Here is a 2,188-nt window from a genome sequence, read left to right on the forward strand (position 1 = left end):
CGGTGCCCACCCTGTCGTGAACCACTTCATGATGAAGTGGGGAGAGCACGGGTGGGAAGCCGGCTACCTCGGCTACCCCACTACAGATGAGATCGTTCTGACGAACGGGCGACGGCAAGAGTTCCAGGGCGCCGCCATCTATTGGAGCCCAGTTTCCCTCGGTGCCATTGGAGGCGCCATCCGCGACAAGTGGAACACCGTCGGCGCCGAAACAGGCCCGTTGGGGTACCCGACCAGCGACGAAATCGCGGTCACCAAGAATAATGGCCGATACAACAACTTCACCAACGGCACCGTGACGTGGTCCGGCCCCACCGGGGCGAGGTTGCTGTACGGCGCGATCCGCGACAGATGGTTCCAGCTCGGCCGAGAAGACGGCGCCCTGGGCTACCCTCTTGCCGATGAGCAGTCCACATCCAACGGTGTCGCCCACCACGCCGATTTCGAGAACGGCACCTCGATTTGGTGGACAGCCCTCACCGGAGCCCACGACATGCCCACCGACATCCTTGCGCCATGGAACAGCCACGGCGCACAAACTGGGAATCTCGGGTACCCGGTCGCCAACCCCACCACCGTCACCACCGACCCTCAAGTCACCCTGCATCAACGGTTCCAAGGTGGTGTCATCAATCTGCTCGGCACTACCCGCGCTCTCGTCGGGATGTACGATCCAACACCCGATCCAGTGCCCGAACCCGAGAACCTCATAGCGCCCTCGCCGCAGGAACGCTCTGGCCCTGGACCGATGGCCATTCCACCTGGGGCGACATGGCCTGCACCAGATGTCGCCCCGAACTACGACACCTCTGACATCGTCGGAAGCGCCACGAATGCGAATTGGCCGCAGTACGGCGACATGCCGATTCGCCAGGGCTATTGGAGTACCGCGTGGGCAGATGGCTGGGGGCAGGACAAGGCCGAGCACAAGCATCAACTGAAGTACGTCGAGTCGATCGAGTTCGTTCTCGAATCCAAGTACTACGGTGCCCGCAGTGATTCGAGCGATCCAGGTACTGATTTCTGGGCGTATGCCACAGACAGCACCTGCCAATTGACCTGGAGCGGAAAGGAATGTCAGGAAGTACAGCGCAGAACCGTCCATGCGATTTACGACTACACTTCTTGGCCGAACTACAAGCTTTCCCCCGGAGGAGATCCGATCGGCGTGGTGTCGGCCTACTGCGGGGGTGGGAACACGCCGCTGTCCGGAGGCCCCATCTGCGACTCCTGGGTTGACATGGCGTTGATGAACCCCGAGAACTGACCGGCTCGCGCCGTGACTCCTATCAGGAGTAGTCCCTTCCGATAGGAGTCACGGCCGGTCGACCCAGTAGATGCCGTCGACGGGTTCGATTCCCGGAGGTACCCAAGCCTGAATCATGTCATCCAGATAGAGCATTCCTGCGGCGTCCGGGTCGTCATCTCGCGCCATTGATCTCAGCCTCGAGAGTGTGATCCGGTACCCGATTCGAACCGATGGCATCTCCTGGTTGCCGTAGTGTTCGACGACTGCGAGTAGCCGGTCTTCCGTTGTCTGCAGTTCGAAGGACGCGACGCGCAAACCACCCCGTTCCTGGGCAGTAATGAGGCCCCCAAGGACGGCTCTCGTGCATCTGAGTACCCACGCGTCAAAAACAGTGGAGTACTCCTGAAAGGGGTAGACGTCCGACCCTTGTGAGAACTCTGGTTCCTTCTTTCTTCGTCCTGCTGACATACACATCCTTTTGCTCTTCGACCTGGCTAAATACTTCGATCCGTCACACTGTTCAGGCAGCGACATAGACGGCGTTGGGAGAGAGTTCTAATGCACCGATCGACCTGGAAAAAGCGAACACTCACGATACTCCCGTTCGCAGCAACGGGGCTGCTCGCAGGACTACTTTGCGCATCGCTATTCGTCTGGTATCTCGCACAACCGATCCACGTGTACTCCAGAAGCTACGAACCTGATGGGGCTGAAGTCACAAACATCGAGTCCATAGACCCCCTTCCGTTTGTCATTGGCATGGCCGTCGGCGCGACCTTGGTCGGCGCAGTCATCGGCGCAATCATGCAGCGAAAACGCTTTCAGTGTTCCGGCACTACGGAATATCCAGATAGATAAGGATCGTGAAATTGCTTCTCCGAAATGTTGATTCACGTTGCGCATCAACACAGCACACACGTCACGCCTGCTGGTGTTGAT

Annotated in this window: 3 protein-coding genes; 1 reads left to right on the forward strand and 2 read right to left on the reverse strand. The window is 59.0% G+C overall.

Features of this window, described 5'->3' with window-relative positions; genetic code table 11:
- On the forward strand, window positions 1–1,267 hold a 1,267-nt coding region (locus ACFWJO_RS37860; RefSeq protein WP_386872676.1), incomplete at its 5' end, for an LGFP repeat-containing protein.
- 48 nt (window positions 1,268–1,315) lie between these two features.
- On the opposite strand, the gene ACFWJO_RS37865 is transcribed toward ACFWJO_RS37860, so the two are convergent.
- Together ACFWJO_RS37865 and ACFWJO_RS37870 are read right to left on the reverse strand one after the other, a co-directional pair.
- Entirely contained in the window at window positions 1,316–1,717 is a 402-nt protein-coding gene (locus ACFWJO_RS37865) for a hypothetical protein (protein ID WP_378493853.1), read from the reverse strand.
- A gap of 177 nt (window positions 1,718–1,894) precedes the next feature.
- On the reverse strand, window positions 1,895–2,188 hold a 294-nt coding region (locus ACFWJO_RS37870; RefSeq protein ID WP_386872678.1), incomplete at its 5' end, for a hypothetical protein.

Origin of the sequence: Streptomyces sp. NPDC127092 (assembly GCF_042722475.1) — a bacterium.
Taxonomy (GTDB): domain Bacteria; phylum Actinomycetota; class Actinomycetes; order Streptomycetales; family Streptomycetaceae; genus Streptomyces.